This is a genomic window from Glycocaulis alkaliphilus (assembly GCF_004000605.1).
In the GTDB taxonomy this organism is placed as follows: domain Bacteria; phylum Pseudomonadota; class Alphaproteobacteria; order Caulobacterales; family Maricaulaceae; genus Glycocaulis; species Glycocaulis alkaliphilus.
Genome location: NZ_CP018911.1, coordinates 1555533 through 1573139, shown reverse-complemented (window position 1 = coordinate 1573139; position 17607 = coordinate 1555533). Strand labels below are relative to the sequence as shown.

Annotated in this window: 15 protein-coding genes; 14 read left to right on the top strand and 1 reads right to left on the bottom strand. The window is 63.5% G+C overall.

Translation table 11 applies throughout. The annotated features are described in order from the left end of the window. The first annotated feature begins 8 nt into the window (after positions 1–8). From X907_RS07505 to X907_RS07490, 4 genes are all read left to right on the top strand, one after another. Positions 9–797 carry a TatD family hydrolase gene (locus X907_RS07505; RefSeq protein ID WP_127566772.1) on the top strand — a complete coding sequence of 263 codons (789 nt, stop codon included), beginning with the start codon at positions 9–11 and terminating at the stop codon, positions 795–797. Then, positions 794–1654: an MBL fold metallo-hydrolase gene (locus X907_RS07500; RefSeq protein ID WP_127566770.1), complete on the top strand. Its 861-nt coding sequence runs from the start codon at positions 794–796 to the stop codon at positions 1652–1654. Before X907_RS07505 ends, X907_RS07500 begins: the two co-directional genes overlap by 4 nt. 300 nt (positions 1655–1954) lie before the next feature. After that, complete coding sequence (gene pruA / locus X907_RS07495) at positions 1955–3577, top strand: L-glutamate gamma-semialdehyde dehydrogenase (protein ID WP_127566768.1); 1623 nt, start codon at positions 1955–1957, stop codon at positions 3575–3577. 101 nt (positions 3578–3678) lie between these two features. Beyond that, on the top strand, positions 3679–5853 hold the full coding sequence (locus X907_RS07490) for a S9 family peptidase (protein WP_170175495.1): 2175 nt from the start codon (positions 3679–3681) through the stop codon (positions 5851–5853). On the opposite strand, the gene X907_RS07485 is transcribed toward X907_RS07490, so the two are convergent. Further along, positions 5850–6629 carry a helix-turn-helix domain-containing protein gene (locus tag X907_RS07485; RefSeq protein ID WP_127566764.1) on the bottom strand — a complete coding sequence of 260 codons (780 nt, stop codon included), beginning with the start codon at positions 6627–6629 and terminating at the stop codon, positions 5850–5852. The two genes, X907_RS07490 and X907_RS07485, sit on opposite strands and share 4 nt — an antisense overlap. 115 nt (positions 6630–6744) lie before the next feature. Here X907_RS07485 and X907_RS07480 point away from each other — a divergent pair, with 115 nt between their 5' ends. The 10 genes from X907_RS07480 to X907_RS07435 all read left to right on the top strand — a co-directional run bounded on the left by X907_RS07480 (position 6745) and on the right by X907_RS07435 (position 17594). Beyond that, a complete protein-coding gene (locus X907_RS07480; protein WP_170175494.1) occupies positions 6745–7752 on the top strand; it encodes an alpha/beta hydrolase fold domain-containing protein in 1008 nt (335 codons plus the stop codon). A 133-nt stretch (positions 7753–7885) separates the two neighbouring features. Beyond that, on the top strand, positions 7886–10078 hold the full coding sequence (locus X907_RS07475) for a TonB-dependent receptor (RefSeq protein WP_170175493.1): 2193 nt from the start codon (positions 7886–7888) through the stop codon (positions 10076–10078). Positions 10079–10142: 64 nt separating this feature from the next. Further along, positions 10143–11570 (top strand): amidase family protein, encoded by a 1428-nt coding sequence (locus X907_RS07470; RefSeq protein WP_127566758.1) that lies wholly within the window; start codon positions 10143–10145, stop codon positions 11568–11570. Next, complete coding sequence (locus tag X907_RS07465) at positions 11554–12180, top strand: FMN-binding negative transcriptional regulator (RefSeq protein ID WP_127566756.1); 627 nt, start codon at positions 11554–11556, stop codon at positions 12178–12180. The genes X907_RS07470 and X907_RS07465 overlap by 17 nt, the downstream gene beginning before the upstream one ends. Before the next feature lie 417 nt (positions 12181–12597). After that, a complete protein-coding gene (locus X907_RS07460) occupies positions 12598–12966 on the top strand; it encodes a DUF6746 family protein (RefSeq protein WP_127566754.1) in 369 nt (122 codons plus the stop codon). A gap of 133 nt (positions 12967–13099) precedes the next feature. Further along, on the top strand, positions 13100–13717 hold the full coding sequence (locus X907_RS07455; protein WP_127566752.1) for a PepSY-associated TM helix domain-containing protein: 618 nt from the start codon (positions 13100–13102) through the stop codon (positions 13715–13717). A gap of 12 nt (positions 13718–13729) precedes the next feature. After that, positions 13730–14242, top strand: a complete 513-nt coding sequence (locus tag X907_RS07450; protein ID WP_127566750.1) for a DUF2271 domain-containing protein — start codon at positions 13730–13732, stop codon at positions 14240–14242. Between the two features lie 23 nt (positions 14243–14265). After that, positions 14266–15087, top strand: a complete 822-nt coding sequence (locus tag X907_RS07445) for a DUF4198 domain-containing protein (RefSeq protein WP_127566748.1) — start codon at positions 14266–14268, stop codon at positions 15085–15087. Between the two features lie 9 nt (positions 15088–15096). Beyond that, positions 15097–16104 (top strand): FAD:protein FMN transferase, encoded by a 1008-nt coding sequence (locus tag X907_RS07440; RefSeq protein ID WP_127566746.1) that lies wholly within the window; start codon positions 15097–15099, stop codon positions 16102–16104. Further along, positions 16101–17594, top strand: coding sequence for a sulfite reductase subunit alpha (locus X907_RS07435; protein WP_127566744.1), 1494 nt, complete (start codon positions 16101–16103; stop codon positions 17592–17594). The genes X907_RS07440 and X907_RS07435 overlap by 4 nt, the downstream gene beginning before the upstream one ends. The last annotated feature ends 13 nt before the right edge of the window (positions 17595–17607 follow it).

Genomic DNA, 17607 nt, shown 5'->3' with positions numbered 1-17607 from the left:
TTTCACCCATGCTCATCGATTCACACGCCAATCTGCGCGGCGAGACCTACAGCGATGACCTGGACGCGGTGCTGGAGCGCGCGCGCGCGGCTGGGGTATCGCCCGTCATCGCGATCTGCTGCCGTCTCGGCGAATTCGATCAGGTCAAGGCCATCGCCGAAGCGCAGCCGGATGTCTGGTGTACGCTGGGCGCGCACCCGCATCACGCCAAGAACCGGCCGGACATCAGCGCTGACGAGTTGATCTCCATGGCTGGTGGCCATCCAAAACTCGTGGCGTTTGGCGAGACGGGCCTTGATCTGCACTATAATTACAGCCCGCTCGACCAGCAGATGGCGAGCCTGCGGGCCCACATCGAAGCGGCACGGCGTACCGGGCTTCCCGTCATCCTGCATTGCCGTGAGGCCGATCAGCAGATGGCTGATCTGCTGGAGGAGGAGATGGGGAAGGGGCCGTTCAAGGCTCTCCTGCATTGCTATACCGGCGGGGAAGAGTTGGCACGGCGGGCAAGCGCGCTGGGTCTGTGGTTCTCTGCTTCCGGCATCATCACCTTCAAGAAGGCCGACGATGTCCGTGCGATCTTCCGCGATATCATCCCAGCCGACCGCGTTATCATCGAAACCGACTGCCCGTATCTGGCGCCTGTGCCGTATCGCGGGCAGAAAAACGAGCCGAGCTTTCTCCCGCATGTCGCTGATAAACTGGCAGAAATCCGGGGCTGGACGGCGGAAGAAACCGCGCAGCGTACGACCGCAAACTGCCTGACCCTGTTCGACCGTATCACGGTCTCGCCATGAGCGGTCTCCTGCGCATCACATTGCTGGGGTGCGGCTCATCGGGCGGTGTTCCGCGTGTTGATGGCGACTGGGGCGATTGCGATCCGGCGGAGCCGAAGAATTACCGCACACGCTGCTCCTTGTTGATCGAACGCGCGGCAAGCCTGTCTGCGCTGGCAAACGACGCGCAGATTACCCGGCTTATCATTGATACATCACCGGATTTCCGGTTTCAGATGCTGCGCGAGCGCGTGCATGATCTTGATGGCGTGGCCTTCACCCACGACCATGCCGACCAGTCGCACGGCATTGATGATCTGCGCGCCATCGTCTATCGGCGCCGCGCGAGACTTTTGGCCTATATGGCTGATTTTACATATGAAGCGCTGTTTGCACGCTTTGGCTATATCTTCGAGACGCCAGCGGGCTCCGGCTACCCCCCCATACTGGAGCCCGTGGTTCTGCCGGAAGATGGCGGATTCTCGGTAGACGGGGCAGGCGGGCGCATAGAAGGGCGCTTCTTTACCGTCGATCACGGGTCTGTGCCATGCAGCGGTGTGCGTATCGGCCCTGTCGCGTACACGCCAGACGTCAAGGAGATGCCGAACAGCGCCTTTGATGCGATTTCCGGCATAAGCCTCTGGATAGCGGACGCTTTACGCGAGAAGCCACATCCGTCTCACTCGCATCTGGACCAGACGCTCGGCTGGGCGACGCGCGCCGGCGTTGCCAGCACCGTGCTCACCAATATGCATATCGACATGGATTACCGCACGGTGCTCGCACGTTGCCCCGATGGCGTCCGGCCGGGCTATGACGGGCTGAAGCTCGTGTTGAACGAGATTACGGGCGAGATCCTGGCCGCAGACTCGACGTAAGATCGCCTTTGGAGCCTGTCCCAAGCCAGATTATATTTCTCATAATATTTATTATGCGACTAATTGGTGTGGGCGTAAAGTAGTAATCCGGCATCTGTGCCGCATAGAAATCTTGCACGCTAGCCTCCTCGCGTGTCTTGCGGGAAAACCTGGCCGTTCACTTCTCATAGCAGACCATCCAGATCGATGACGGGGCGTTGCGCGAAGGGCTGACGCTACGGCGCGCCGGCTGGCCTGAAGACGCGCTCGTTTGACCCAGGAACGACATTCTGCGCGGCAGCGGTCAGATAGTTTGCCGGCATGACAACCCTGCCCCTCCCCGCCAACGAGATCGTCCGCGCCTACGCGCCGGGCTCCACCGAACGCGCGCGCCTCAAAGCCGCGCTCACCACCATGTCTGGTAACCGTGCCAGCTTGCCAAGCATCATCGGCGGCAAGGCGATCACCACCGGCAATCTGGAAACGGCGGTGATGCCGCACCTCCATGCACACGTCCTGGCCGATGCGCATCTCGCCGGGGCGGCGGATGTCAAAGCTGCTATCGACGCCGCAAAGCGCGCTGCCCACGACTGGTCACAAACAGGCTGGGAGGCCCGTGCCCGCATATTCTTGAAAGCGGCTGACCTTGTCGCCGGACCCTGGCGGTATCGCCTCAACGCCGCAACCATGCTCGGCCAGTCCAAAACAGTACACCAGGCGGAGATCGACTCGGCCGCCGAGTTTGCCGATTTCCTGCGCTTCAACGCGCACTTCATGACGCGTCTTTACGCAGAGCAACCCATTTCTGCCCCTCGTGAATGGAACAGGGTGGATTACCGCCCTCTCGAAGGCTTCGTTTACGCCGTTACACCGTTCAACTTCACGGCAATAGCCGCCAACCTGCCCTGCGCGCCTGCCATGATGGGGGTGCCTGTCGTGTGGAAGCCCTCGCCTAACGCCAAGCTGTCCGCGCACTACATCATGGCCGTGCTGCAGGAAGCAGGTCTGCCCGATGGCGTCATCAACCTGGTCTATGGCGACGCCGAAATGGTAACGCGCATCGTGCTGGACGATTCCGGCCTGGCGGGCATTCATTTTACCGGCTCGACGGGCGTGTTCGACCATCTGCGCCGAGAGATCGCGGCTGGCTCTTATCGCAACATGCCCCGGCTGGTTGGCGAAACAGGCGGGAAAAATTTCACCCTGGCCCATGCCAGCGCGGATGTGGACGCGCTCGCAATCGGCGTCATCCGGGGCGGATACGAGTATCAGGGCCAGAAATGCTCGGCGACGTCGCGCCTCTACTGCCCCCGCTCACTCTGGCCAACGCTCCGCGACCGGCTGGTGGACGAGATCGCCCAGATCCGTGTTGGCGATGTGCGCGATTTCAGCTGCTTCATGGGTGCGGTGATCGACCGGCGCGCCTGGTCCCGCCACGCCGAGGCCATTGCCCGCGCGCGCAGGGACTCAAGTCACACCGTTCTGACCCAGGGTGAACCCGATGACTGCGAGGGCTATTTCACGCCCCCGACCCTGATCGAAACGCAGGATCAGAACTCGCCGCTGATGCGTGAGGAATTGTTTGGCCCGATCATCACCGCCTTCGTTTACGAGGATGCGCGCTTTGACGAGATCCTTGGCGACATCGACCAAACCAGCGAATATGCACTCACCGGTGCCATCTTTGCGCAGGACAGCGCCGTACTCGAGCACGCTCAGGCGAAACTGCGCTATGCCGCCGGCAATCTCTATCTGAATGACAAGTCTACGGGCGCGGTAGTGGGCCAGCAGCCCTTCGGAGGCGCGCGTGCGTCAGGTACCAACGACAAGGCCGGCTCGCTCTGGAACCTCACGCGCTGGGTGTCCCCCCGCACGATCAAGGAGAACTTCATCCCGCCCGCTGACTGGCGCTACCCCTCCATTGAGCCTGACGCCAGCATCTGACATCTCCAGGCGCGCGTGGCCCGATCCAGACGATCCGTGGCCCGCTGCGGATCGCCGCGCCCGCTGTGGAGCGTTAGGCTATGTGGGACAGGGAGCCAGCAATGAACCGCAGAGAGCTATTGATATCCGCGTCGCTTGGCGCCTTTCTCGCCTGGTTGCCGGGCCAGCCCGCTGCGTCAGCGGGTGTCCATGCCCCTACCCCGCCTCGCGCTGCACGCCGTCCGGTCCGGATCGAACAACTTGGCCGCGTCCGGATCGACAATTACGCCTGGCTGCGGGCGGAGAACTGGGACGAGGCGCGTTTTGATCCAGCGCTGCTGGACGCCGAAATCATTGCACATCTGGAAGCGGAGAACGCTTACGCTGAAGCGGTGCTGGAACCGCTGACCGAACGGCGCGGGGTCTACGCTGCGCGGATGAGCGCGCTGCAGAGCGAGCCGACAGAGGCACCCGCCCTCGAAACCGGCGGCTTTGCCTATCGCGTAAGACACCCGCTGGGAGCGGATCACCCCGAACACGTCCGCACCCTGCCGCACGGCTCCGAGGAGATCGTTTTCGCGCCGGGTGACCGGGCGCGCCGCCGCGCCTATTACCGGCCGGTCGCCGAACAGCACAGCCCTGACCATCGCTACTTCGTCTGGGCTGAAGATACCGAAGGCGGAGACGCCTACCGGATATGCGCCCACGATCTGCAGACCGGCGAGACGGTTGAACAGCCCAATGCCGAAGCCTTCGGGTGGGAGGGCGTGGCGGTCTCACCGTGCTCACGCTTCGTGTTCTGGACACGCCGGAATGCGCGCGGACGGCCCACGCGCGTCTATCGCACGCCGCTGGACAAGCTCGGTGACAGCACCGGAGCCGATACGCTGGTCTATGAAGAGACCGATGAGGCGCTATTCCTCTCGGTACGCCGGGCCGCGTCGGGTGCGCATATCGCGATCCGTATCTCTGGGCCCGTTCTGGATGAATGGCGGCTGATTGCCGCCAACAGGATCGAGGATGAGCCTGTGCTAGTCGAGCCACGCACACCCGGCCTTCGCTATGAAGTCGAGGATTGGGGCGGCACTCTGGTCATCCTGACAGACGCTGATCAGGCTATCGACGGTCAGATCGTCACCGCGCCGCGCGAGGCACCAGGCCGCGAAAACTGGCGTGTGCTGGTCGTGCATCAGCCCGGCACGCACATTCTCGACATTCGTCCCTTCGCCGGGCACCTAGCCCGCCGGCAGCGCCGGAACGGACGGCTGGAAATCGTCACGCGGGATCTGAACGGCGCCGAACACGTGACCGGTTTTGATGATGACGCGTATGGGCTGGCCTTCGATGGGGTTCAGGAGCATTCAGGTTCGCGTCTGCGGCTGATCCACCAGTCACCGCGCGAGCCGGCAGGCTGGATAAGCTGCGACATGAGCAGCGGTGAGACGCACGAACTGGCACGTCAGCGGATTGGTGGCGGTTTCCGCCGCGATGATTACGAGGTTCTGAGGCTGAACGCCCCCTCCCCGGACGGCGCACAGATTCCCCTCACCGTTCTGCGCCGCCGAACGCCTGACGGCACTGGCCCCAAGCCGGTCCTGCTCTACGGGTATGGCGCTTATGGGGTAAGCACCGAAGCCAATTTCTCCCCTGAGGCCATCGCTCTTGTCGATCAGGGATGGATCTACGCCATCGCGCATGTCCGCGGTGGATCGGAACAAGGCCGCCGCTGGTTTCTGGATGGCCGGAGAGAGAAAAAGGTCAACAGTTTCATTGATTTCAACGCCTGCGCCGAGCATCTGCTCGATCAAGGTCTCGCAAGAGCCGGTGGAATTGTGGGCTATGGCCTCTCGGCGGGCGGGCTTCTTGTGGGCGGCGCCGTCAATCGCGCGCCGGGCCTCTATGCGGGTATCATCGCCCAAGTGCCCTTCGTGGACATGCTCAACACGATGAGTGATGCCGATCACCCTCTGGTCCCGCTCTTCCGCCCGGACTGGGGCGACCCGCTCGCAGACCCGGACGCTTATGACTGGATCGCCGCCATATCGCCTTATGAGAACGTGCGGCCACAGCCCTACCCGGCCATTCTGGCCACCGCAGGCGTGCGCGACCCTCGGGTCAGCTACTGGGAGCCCGCAAAATGGACCGCGGCGCTCAGAGAGGCCACCACATCGGACAATCCGGTACTGTTCATGACGCATATGGCCGCCGGCCATCAGACCAGCGGCGGTGTTTCTGACCGGCACGCGCAGATGGCGCTGTTCTGGGCCTTTGCCGACTTCGCCGCCGGGCGGGCTTAAGTCCGGAAATACTGGCTGGGGGGCATGCCGAACGCCTTCTGGAACATGGCTGTGAAGGCACTAGGGCTGTTATAACCCACGTCGAAGGCCACGGTGGTCACCGGCAACCCCAATGACAGCAGCGAGAGCGCCGCAGCCAGACGCGCCTGCTGGCGCCAATCTGCGACGCTCAGCCCCGTTTCACGCCGGAAAGCGCGGGTGAAGGTTCTCCGGCCCATGCCCGCCAGACGCGCCAGAGCATCGAGATCGAAATCGGCGGACGGGTCATCCATGATTGCCGTACATACCCGCATCAGACGCTTGTCCGTCGGCATGGGGACGCGAAGTGCTCCAGGCGGATGCTCCACGGCCCGTGCGATCTCGTCCAGCATGAGACGGATCAGCCGCGCATCGCGCCCATCAAGATCATACTCCACCGGCAACTCGCAGGCTTCAAGGATCAGAGCCCGCAGCAGGGGCGAGATCTCCAGCACCATGCATCGTTTGGGCAGACGCAGATCCGCGCCTGGCTCGACATAGAGCGTGCGCAGGGAAACCGGCCCCCGGCACAGCGCCTGATGGCGCACGCCGGCAGGCATCCAGACGGCGCGTTGCGGCGGAATGGTGAAACTTGCTTCGTCGGTCATGACCGACATGACTCCGGCGCTGGCATAAATCAGCTGCGCGCGCTCATGCGAGTGGAAGGGATCAAGGAAGTGATCGGGATACTCGTCCAGCAGCGCGGCCACCGGCCGGCTGACATGCTGGTAATCATCTCCACGTGTACTGCGCTCCATGTGGCCCATTTTAGATGATCAGGTATCCAATTGCGATAGCGGGTGTGCGGAACGCGCTCTAAAAAGCCAAAAAAGAACATCTAGATGCGGCACTCTGCCGCCACAGGGAGACGGCATGGCGCATTCCATCAGCACACAAGCTGGCATATCGGGCACGGCGCTCGACCCGGACATCGAACGCTTCATGGCCCGTATTGCACAGTCCTATGCGAGCCAGCGGCCGATTGCGGACTGCACCCCTGCCGAAGCGCGCGCCGTCGCGGAATTCGTGCGCGCTCCCTGGACGGCAGGCGGGCCGGAGATGGCACGCACTTTCGAGGTGAAAGTACCTACACCGCATGGCGAGGTCCGGGTGCGGCTGCATGATCCCTGCCCGTCCACACAGCCCAAGCCGGTCCTGGTCTACGCCCACGGCGGAGGCTGGGTGATGTTCAGCCTGGACACACATGACCGGCTGATGCGGGAGTATGCGAGCCGGGCGGGCGTCATCGTCGCCGGTGTAGACTATGCGCTGTCTCCGGAGGCCCGCTTTCCGGTGGCGCTGGAGCAGATCGCTGCCGCTATTGTCTGGATACGGGCGCACGCCCATGAGTTGGGAGCCGACCCTGACCGGATAGCGGCAGGTGGAGACTCTGCCGGTGCGAACATGGCACTGGCCAGTGCCGTGATGTTGCGCGACCGGGGGGAAACAGGCCTCCTGAAAGCGCTCCACCTGCACTATGGGGCTTTCGATAACGTAATCGCGCCAGAGTGGGAGAGCCGTTTCGGTGGCCCGGACTCGATGCTAACGTCAGCTGAGATGGACAGGTTCTGGGAAAACTATCTGCGCGGCCCTGCCGATGCCGGAAACCCGCTCGCCGTTCCGGCTAAGGCGGCGCTTGAGGGCCTGCCGCCGGCCTTTCTCACCATCCCCGAATGTGACGTGTTGACTGGACAAAGCCTCGAATTGGCGCGCCGTATGGAAGCGTCTGGTGTTCGAGTGAGAGCCCAGATCTATAAGGGAGCCACACACAGTTTTCTCGAAGCAGTGGAGATATCTCCTCTGGCAGCAAAGGCGTTACAGGACGGCGCGGACTGGCTAAAAGCCGAGCTGACTGCCGGCTTGGCCCAATCGCGACAGTGAATGTCCCTTCGCGGCGTGTGGGCGCCCCTTCCGCCGTCATAGCCTTGTCACAACCGGGCACACCGGGGGACCCAATCAGGAAGGGGAGATGATGGCACGCAAAATGGCATTCAGAGCGATACTCTTGACAGGAGTGAGCGCACTTACGTCCCAGGCCTTCGCGCAAGAGCCGGCCGGACAGGACGGAGAGAGGGAGGCCCGCCAGGGCCGTGCGGCCGAGGTGATCATCGTGACGGCGACCCGGCGCGAGGAAGATCCCCGCGACATCGCTGGCTCCGTGTCCGCGTTCGGCGGTGAAGCGCTTGCCGATCTCGGGGCGCAGTCTCTTGCCGATTATATCCAGCGAGCCCCCGGCGTGGTGTTCAATAACTACCAGCCCGGCGTCTCTCACGTGGTAGTGCGCGGCATCGCCACCAGCTCGGGCAATGTGCAGGGCCAGGCGACCACCGGGTATTTCCTCAACGAGATCCCGCTGACCGAGCCGGGCTGGACCATTGCCGTGCCTGACATTGATGCTTTCGACCTGAACCGGGTGGAAGTGTTGCGCGGTCCTCAAGGGTCCCTCTTCGGCTCTGCGTCAATGGGCGGAGCAGTGAACTATGTTGCCAACACCGCCGATGCGAGCGGTTTCGAGGCCGCTCTGGAGACCACGCTAAGCCAGACCCGCAACGCCAATCTTGGCTACACCGCCAGAGCCATGGTGAACCTGCCGATTGTCGAACACCGGTTCGCGGCGCGCGCAGTTTTGCTCTACCGCGACGATCCGGGCTATATCGAGAACGTAGGTACAGGCGGAGCGAACGACCTCACGGTAGGTGGCGGGCGTCTCTCGCTGGTGTTCACGCCATCTGCCGACACGACGCTAAGCTGGATGAGCATGTTCCAGACCATCGATAGCGCGGACAACGCCTATCAGATACCGTCTGTCGGCGATCTGCAGCGGAATACGGCCACCCCAGAGTTCACCGACACTGAAGTGGTGATCCACAGCGCGCGCCTGGACCATGATTTCGGCTGGGCCAGCTTTACCGCTCTGGCCGCGTATCACGAGAAGAGCCAGGACTGGCGGTTCGATTACACCCCGATCCGGGCCCTGTACAATGCGGATCTTGACCTCAATCTCACCAACCCGCTCTACATCAATTCCGGTGGTGAAAGCGAAGGCACCAGCCTTGAGCTACGCCTTGCGTCTCCCTCGGGGCAACGCTTCGAGTGGCTAGTCGGCGCGATGGTGTTTGACACGGAAAAGCAACTTTACGAGCAGATCGGCTCGGTTGGCGCTGCCGGTCAGTTTGACCAGTCCAGCCTGTATGGGCCTGGAGCCGGGGCCGTGATCGCGCCGGACGGCGAAATCTTCAACGCGTTCTATTCCACCGTATCCGGCCGGGAAACCGCCCTCTTTGGCGAGGCAACGTTCCATCTTACGCCTCAATGGAGGCTGACGGCGGGCGGGAGGCTGTTCCGCACGGAAGTGGATACCGTCAGCACCCAGGTTGGTTTTTCGACCTATCCCGGCGATCCCATCATCCAGCAAGCCTCTAACACTGAGGAAGGCTTCTCGCCGACACTCTCGCTCAGCTACACGCCCAATGAGAACCTCATGGTCTATGGCCTGATCTCGGAGGGTTTCCGTTTCGGTACGCCCAACGTGCCCGGCCTCAGCGCGCATCCGATCCCTTCAGGGTCATCGAGTGACAAGCTGACCAATTACGAGATCGGTGTTCGCAGCAACTGGCTCAATGGTGATCTTCAGCTCGACGCCACCGTTTTCTACGTTGACTGGACGGATATCCAGCTCAGGCTGCAGACCCCGGATTTCTTCAACTACGCGACCAATGGCGGGGCGGCTTCAAGCCGCGGCATCGAGCTGAGCGCTTCATGGCGGCCCACCGACCAGCTCGACCTGTCCAGTTCCGTCACCTTCCAGGAGGCGCGGCTGGAAGAACCGCTCTTCATTCTCTGGGCTGGCACGGCTCCGGAAGGCGCACGCCTGCCAGGTTCGTCGGACTGGTCGATCACCAATACCGCGACCTATCGCTTTTATGCGCCGTTCGATCCGGTGTTCAGCGCCTCACACGTCCATCTTTCGGAAGGTATCAGCGATCTGAACTCCGCCATTCCAGGGGCGACGCCTCGCCTTCAGGGGGGCTATGATCTGGTTGATCTGCGCCTGACCGGCACGTTCGGAAATGCTGACATCTCGCTGTTCGGCACCAACATCTTTGACGAGCGTGGGGTCACCCGCACGGTCTCGGAAGTGAACGGGATTGGCCAGGGTATCGTCCGGCCCCGGACCATCGGAATCACGGCGCGCTGGCGCTACTGAAACCCTTATCGATACCCTTCATCAGCAAGGCGCCCTGACGGGCGCCTTGCGTTTGACGGAAAGCATGAACGTGAAGATTTCGGATGCCATGTCCCTTGGCGGACTTGACGGCATGGCCCAGGCGGAGCTGGTCCGCCGACGCGAGCTGTCGGCATTAGAGCTGACTGAAGCCGCCATCATGCGGATTGACGCTCTCGACCCAGATCTGCAGGCAATAAGCTGGAAGGCCTACGATCTGGCGCGGACACGTGCCGGATCGCCGCTGCCCGCCGGCCCGCTCTCCGGCGTCCCGTGCCTGCTCAAGGACTCCCTGCAATATCCCGGCATGCCCGGGCGTGGGGGATCGGCAAGTGTGCCGCCCACAGCCGCAGCGCAGGGCTTTCCTTATGCCACCCGGCTGGACGAGGCCGGGCTGGTGCCCCTGGGCAAGACCGCCATGCCCGAGTTCGGGCTTCTGGGTGTTACCGAGCCACACATCGGACCGGTCACCAGTAACCCGTGGGACGCACGTTTCTCGCCGGGAGGGTCGAGCGGAGGCGCCGCTGCGGCCGTAGCCTCTGGCATGACACCCCTGGCACACGGTAGCGACGGAGCGGGCTCGATCCGGATACCGGCCTCATGCTGCGGCATTGTCGGCCTCAAGCCCGGCCGGGGCGCCGCCGTAAGGGTGCGCGCCCGTCATCCGATTGAGGATCTGCTGGTCGCCGACAGCCTGATGGCCCGTACTGTCCGCGATGTAGCGGCAGGTTTTGCTCTTGCCCGCCCCGGCCGTGAGGCCGCGCCCGCCGGGCCCGGCCGCAGGCGCCTACGGATCGCCCTGATCGAACCCACGCTGGCCGGCGGGGCACCCCATCCTGATTGCCAGGAGGCATTGACCGAAGCGGCCGAGCTGCTCGCCGCTCTGGGCCATCATGTCGAGGCCGCAGAACTGCCCGTCCATGGCCCCGCCGCAGAACGCGCCGAACGCGTGCTGTGGATGCATCTGGGCGCTGACTGTGTGGACGCGGTCCGGGCGCGCGGTCAGGAGCCCGCCAGGGTGCTCGAGCCCTGGACGCGGGCCCTCGGGCGCATGGCCGAGGCCCTTTCTCCTGAAGACCTTGAACAGGCATATGCTCAGATCGCCGCTTTGCCGGCTCAGCTATCCGCGTTCGCGGACCACTTTGACGTCTGGCTAACGCCCACGCTCGCCAGCCCGCCACCTCTGATCGGAGATATGGCGCCAGATCTGGATCCTGACCTGCTCATGGAGCGGATGTTCGGCTGGCTGGGCTATACCCCGCTTCAGAACCTCGCCGGTACGCCTGCGATAAGCCTGCCTCTTCACTGGAACCGGGGCGGGTTGCCGGTCGGGGTCATGCTGGCCGGGCCTCGCGGTGCCGAAAACCGTCTTCTGGAACTGGCTTTCGAGCTGGAAGCCGCGTGCCCATGGGCAGATCGCTGGCCTCCTGTATCGGCCCTTGGAAAAAGGATTCCTGATGGACCCCGCGCCTGAAAAATACTGCCCGGATTCAGATCTGGCGCTAATCGAGCTGGTCGAACAGAGCCCGTTCGCCTGGATCGTCAGCGCCCAGGGCGGATTTTCCGCTACGCCCCTGCCCATCCGCCCCCGCCTGGATGCGCAAGGCCGTCTCGTGGCACTGGCCGGGCATTTTGCCCGCTCCAATCCTCATCTCGAGCGGTTGCGCGCCAACCCGCGCGCCCTGTTTCTCTTCATGGGGCCACACGCCTATGTTTCCGCGTCCTGGCTGTCTGACCGCAGCCAGGCGCCGACCTGGAACTATGCCAGTGCCGCCTTTGAATGCGATGTCACCCTGACCGAGGACCCAGGCGAGATCGACGCCCTGCTGCGTGATCTGATCGGCGCAATGGAATCCGGACGTCCCAATGGCTGGTCGCCAGAAGAGATGGGTGAGCGGTATGCGCGTCTGTCACGTGGTGTCGTCGGGTTCACCGCGCCCATACGTGCAGCCCGCCCGGTGTTCAAGCTCGGCCAGGACGAAAGTGACGCCCAGTTCGCCGAAATTCTGGACGCCCTCGACCCCGAAGCTCCCTCACTTGCGAGCCTCATGCGCAGTGTTCGAACAGGCACAGCGTCCTCCTGATTGGTCCAATACGGCCGCGTGAGTATCTACCGCCACACGGCAACCCAGAACCCGCACCATTGTATCAAGCTTAGGGTCCACATCTGACCAGCAATCATCACGTTGACGCCAATGTATTCCGCCTTTGGCGGTTGTGGCCGGGCATGCAGCAAAGCGCCCGCGATCAACCGTGGCACCCGGCCCGCCGGTCCCCAAGCCAATCTGGTCAGGATGATACGCCTCCAGAAGAAAAACGCCGCCGGGCTTGAGCGCACGCGCAGCCGAGGCGTAAAGACCCGGACGATCATTCTGCGAAAGATGGCAGAAAATCGAGACAATGCCGTCCTTTCTTGCCTGCCGCTGTCTCCCCGGACTTGTAATCAAGGCACGGCCGTGCGATGCAGTTGCGACTTAGTTGCAGTATTAGGAGGGCGACTCATGAAATCTCTTGTTGTTGCGGCGTTCTGCGCCGCTCTGGTGTTGTCTCCCGCCGCCCATGGCGATGACGATGGCCATTTTGAAGGGCTCGCGTCCGAAACGCTTGAGGAAGCGGTAGCCAATCTGCGCAGCCATACCGCGCTGCTAGAGGCGCGCCTGTCTGGTGATGTCGATCAGGAAGCGATGATGGACATTCACGAGCTTAGCTACACGCTCGAAAACGCGGTTGAGCGCCTGTCGGCGGAAATCGCGCGGCTGGCAGATGTGCTGGAAGAGGTGCATCTCGCGTCTGAGCAGTGGGATGACGAGACAGTGCGTACGCAAGGCGCGGTGTTTGTCGACGGCGTTCGCACGGTGCTGCCCGAATAGCCTTAGCACCCCCGTCCACCGTGGTTCGATAGCCGCACTCGCGTCTATGAGCCTGGCCAATGGCCGCGCATCGCAACCCAGTGCGGCGCGATAGCGGAACATTATCTCCGTTACGTACCGGAAATGTCAGCCCATGTCCGCCCCCCCGAAATCGCGAGCATTCTGGTTACGCCAGTTGCACCTCTGGCACTGGATCAGCTCCGCGCTTTGCCTGGTCGGGATGATTCTGTTCGCCGTAACCGGCATCACACTCAACCATGCCGCCGATATTGAGGCGCGCGCGGTCACGGTAGAGACAGGCATGGTCCTGGAGAATGACACGCTTCAGACGCTGCAGACCGGGTTCGAGGGCGAGGCGCCGCTTCCAGAGGCTGTAGCGGCCCGCTTGCACGATGAGCTGGGGGTGCGGACGGGCAACCGGCAGGCCGAATGGAGCGATGTGGACATCTATCTGTCCCTGCCCCGTCCAGGCGGAGATGGCTGGCTCAGCATTGATGTCGAAACAGGCGAGGTGCTGCTGGAGCAGACTCATCGGGGCTGGATCGCCTTCCTCAACGACCTTCACAAGGGGCGCAATACCGGCACTGCCTGGAGCTGGTTCATCGACATTTTTGCCGTTGCCTGCATCGTCTTCTGTCTGACAGGGCTGCTGCTACTGCAATTTCACGCGCGCGGCCGGCCTAGCACCTGGCCTGTGGTCAGTCTGGGGCTGGCTGCCCCGCTCATTCTCATCCTTCTGTTTGTTCACTGACGAGGTAAATCCATGCGATTGCTGTTGCCTGCCGCCCTGACCGGAGCACTGACGGGCCCTGCCCTTGCTGGCGAGCTAAGGGTAGAGGTCGAGATTCCGCGGCTGAATGTCGCCGAGTATCACCGCCCCTATGTGGCGGTATGGATCGAGCAACCCGACCAGACGGCCGTTGCCACACTGTCGGTCTGGTACGACGTGGCCCTGCGCAATGGCGAAGGAACGACCTGGCTCAAAGACATGCGTCAATGGTGGCGCCGGGCGGGCCGGGCAATGGAGATGCCTGCGGACGGCATAAGTGGCGCAACACGGCCGCCTGGGCGCCACGCCACCGCCTACGAAGCCAGTCACCCGGCGCTCAGCGCTCTGGTTCCCGGCGAATACCGGCTGGTCGTCGAAGCCGCCCGGGAAGTCGGCGGACGCGAACTGGTCCGCATTCCATTCCAGTGGCCGCCTGAGGCAGGCCAGACCCTCGAAACCACCGGCAGCCACGAGCTTGGCGCCGTCGTGATCCACCTCAATCCGTGATTAGCAAGGAGACTTAGACCGTCATGACCCTGTTTCGTTCGTTCACCGCCACAGCGGCAGGCCTGGCCCTGATGGCCACTCTGACCACGGCTGCCGAGGCGCACCGTATGTGGCTTTACCCGTCTGCAACGGTTCTCTCGGGTGAAGACCCGTGGGTCACGATCGATGCGGCGATCTCGAATGATCTGTTCTATTTCGAGCATCATCCGCTGCGCCTGGAAGGCCTTGTAGTAACCGGACCGGGGGGAGCCCCCGTCGACGCGCAAAACGCGGCGACAGGCCGTTACCGCAGCACGTTCGACATCCAGCTGACGGAACCGGGAACCTACCGGGTTGCCATTGCCAGCTCTGGCCTGTTTGCCAGCTACACGATCAATGGAGAGCGCCAGCGCTGGCGCGGTACGCCAGAACGTTTCGCCGCCGAGATTCCAGCCGGTGCCGACAACCTGCAGGTCACCGAACTGGCCCGCCGTGTTGAAGCATTCACGACGCGCGGCGCGCCGGATACAGGCGCGCTGTCAGCCCAGGGCTCAGGTCTGGAACTGGTGCCGGTGACCCACCCCAACGATCTGTTTGCCGGAGAATCAGCACAATTCCAGCTCGTGCTCGAAGGTCAGCCGGCGGCCGGTATCGAGGTCGAGATTGTTCCGGGCGGTTCGCGCTATCGCGATCAGGTCGGCGACTGGACTGTCAGCACGGATGCGCAAGGCATCTTCACCGTGATCTGGCCGGAAGCAGGCATGTACTGGCTGGAGGCATCGGTAAACGACGACAACCCATCCTTTGAAGGCGCAACAAACCGCCGCGCGACCTACGTCGCAACGCTTGAAGTTCTGCCTCAATAGACCACCGCAATGGTTGACTATCGTGTCCTCATACCCGGCTGGCTGGATCCTGACCGGCTAACGCCGCCTGATGCGCAATCGGGAGTGGAGCAGCTTGCCGGTGACACGATGGGAACCTCATGGTCCCTTTCTCTGGTCCGCCCGGCGGGGCTGGCACTGGACACTGTGCGCAGTGGGCTGGAAGCGGTGTTCAGCGCGATCATCGCACAGATGAGCCCCTGGGAGCCGGAGTCCGAGCTGGCGCGCTTCAACACCGCGCCAGCCGGTACGGCGTTTGTGCTTTCGCCGGAATTTGCCGAGGTACTGGATGCGGCCCTGCGTCTGGCACACGGAACCGGCGGAGCTTTTGACCCCGCTCTCGGGGCCCTCAGCGATCTTTGGGGTTTCGGGCCGCCCGGACCGGTATCAAAGCCACCCGGCAAAAATGCGATGCGCGCGTCAGCAGCCACATCCGGCTGGCAGGACATCGTCTTCCATCCTGACACGGGCGTTGCCATCCAGCCGGGCCGTGTGAAGCTTGATCTGTGCGGCATTGCGAAAGGGTATGCCGTAGACCGGGGCGCAAGCCTGCTGGATGAGCTCGGCGTTTCCAGTTTTCTGCTGGAGATTGGCGGCGAACTGCGCGGTCAGGGCGTCAAGCCTGACGGCCTGCCCTGGTGGGTGAAGCTGGACGATCCGCCGGGGTGCAACACCACGCCGGTGCTCGCTGCCCTGCACGGGGTCAGCGTTGCAAGCTCGGGAGATTACCAGCGCTTCTTCGAGCACGCCGGCACGCGCTACGCGCACACATTCGATCCGGCCGCCAAAAGACCGTCCATGCACGGCATGGCAGGTATTTCGGTCATCCATACAAGCTGCATGATGGCCGATGCGCTGGCAACGGCGTTTGGGGCGATGCCGCCTGATGCTGCGATGACTTATGCCCGCAGCCGGACGATTGCCGCCCGGTTTGTCGTGCGTACACCGGCCGGCCTTAAGGAGTGTCTGAGCCCGGCCTTTGAGGCGCTTCTGCAATGAGTGTCGGCGCTGCTCTGGGTGTGGGGGCCTCATGGCTGGCCTTTTCTGGCGCCATATATGCCGGTCATTACTGGCGCGAGCGCCGGACACGCCAGCGCGTGGAGGCATTCGGGGCGGGCGCGTCCACCCAGGATACGGTTCTGATCGCCTTTGCAAGCCAGACCGGCACCGCTCAGGCACATGCCTGGCACGCGGCGGAAGCCTTCAGACAATCTGGACGTGCCGTGCGTCTGGCGCCACTGGAGGCGCTATCAGCCGCCGATGTCACGGCTGCCCGCCGCGCGGTCTTTATCGTGTCCACCACGGGAGACGGTGACGCGCCCGATAACGCGGCGGCATTTGAGACAGGCATCATGTCCGCGCCATCCGTTCTGACGGGGGTGAAATTTGCCCTGCTGGCGCTGGGCGACCGGCGATACAGCGCCTTTTGCGCCTTCGGCCGCAGACTGGCAGCCTGGCTCACACAGAACGGCGCGTCACCCCTGTTCCCACCTGTGGAACTGGACGGGGATGACGAGGCCGGCATCACCCGTTGGCACGGTCATCTGGCCGCGCTCGGCGCAGACGGGAGGGACGCACACGCGCCAGCCGCGTTTGACGATTGGCAGCTTGCCCGGCGGGAGTGCCTGAACCCGCAAGGACTTGGGCTGCCTGCCTGGCGGGTACACCTCTCACCGCCAGACGGGGCCATGCCATCATGGAAAGCGGGGGACATCGCCGTCATCAAGCCACGCAACGCGCCGGACAGGGTTGATGAGGCGGTTGATGTGCTCGGAGGCGGGCGGGAACTCGCCGCGCTGCTGGCAAGCCGCGTCCTGCCTGATCGCGACAGTCTGGCCGGCTTGCGTGGCCTGGATGAGGATGCGCTGTCCGCCCGATTACCGCCCTTGCCGTGCCGGGAGTACTCGATTGCCTCGCTCCCCGGCCAGCTGGATCTGGAATTGCTTGTACGAGAAGCACGCACCCCGGATGGCCAGCCCGGACTCGGCTCGGGCTGGCTGTGCCGGCATGCGCGCCCGGGCGCGCCGGTCCCGTTACGGATCCGGAGCAATCCGGCGTTTCATGGCCCGTCTGACGGCCGCCCGCTTATCCTGATCGGCGCGGGTACCGGCCTTGCAGGCCTCGCGGCACACATACGCGAGGGTATGCAGACCGGCCGCACACCCTCCTGGCTCATCTTCGGTGAGCGCGGCGCGCAGAGCGATCCGTTACACGTGCCGTGGCTTGAGCGATGGCAGGCTGGCGGCGCGCTTGCACGGGTTGATCTGGCCTTCTCGCGGGAATCGCAAGGACCGCGCTATGTACAGGATGTGCTGCTGGAGCAGGCGAGCCGTGTCCGGGCATGGCTGCGCAGTGGCGCCGCGATCTACGTATGTGGTTCGCGCCACACGCTGGGCGAAGGCGTTCATGGGGTGCTCTCCCGCATATGCGGGCGCCGGCAGTTGGAGGCGCTCCGGCGCAATGGGCGCTACAGGCGGGACGTTTACTAGCTCCCACCCTGTA